This window comes from Micromonospora sp. M51 (genome assembly GCF_018070305.1).
In the GTDB taxonomy this organism is placed as follows: Bacteria; Actinomycetota; Actinomycetes; order Mycobacteriales; family Micromonosporaceae; genus Micromonospora; species Micromonospora parva.
Window position 1 is genome coordinate 1 of sequence record NZ_JAGPXZ010001384.1, and the last position, 674, is coordinate 674.

Annotated in this window: 1 pseudogene; it reads left to right on the forward strand. The window is 75.5% G+C overall.

From position 1 onward, the window contains the following. Positions 1-84 precede the first annotated feature (84 nt). A pseudogene (locus KBX53_RS34970) lies at positions 85-674 on the forward strand (spore coat protein); the annotation flags it as partial.

Consider the following 674-nt stretch of genomic DNA (forward strand, 5'->3'; position numbering starts at 1 on the left):
GGCCAAGCTCACCGACTGGCTCGACGGTCAGCCCCGGCTGCGCGCGCTCAACGCCGACGTCCGACAGAAGCAACTGGAGGAGTCCTGAGCACCGTGCGGGTCGGGTTGCGCTGCGACGCCGGCCCCCGGCGCGGTGTCGGCCATCTCGTCCGCTGCCTGGCGCTCGCCGAGGAGTTCCTCGCCCGGGGCGCCGACGTCACGGTGTTCGGCACCGTCGAACGGCTCGACTGGGCCACCGCGGAGCTGGCCGCGCGGGGCATCCCGCTGCTCCCCGGCCCGGACTCGGCGGCCGATCTGGTCGAGGCGGCCCGCCGACACGAACTGGACGTGCTGGTCCTCGACTCCTACGACCTGGACCCGGCCGGCGCGGGCGCGCTGCGCGCCGCCGGTGTGTACACGGTCGCCATCATCGACGGCGACAGCCGGGGCCAGGTCGCCGATCTCTACCTCGACCAGAACTTCGGCGCAGAGCTGCCGGGGCTGCCGGGCCGGCTGCTCGCCGGCAGCGGGTACGCCCTGCTGCGCGACAGCGTGATCAACGCCCGACCGCCGGTCGCCCCGCCCGCCACGGCGGTCAGCCGCCCCCGGGTGCTGGCCTTCTTCGGCGGCACCGACGCGGTGGGTGCCGCCCCGGTGCTGACCCGGGTGCTGGTGGCCGCCGGTCACCCGATGGA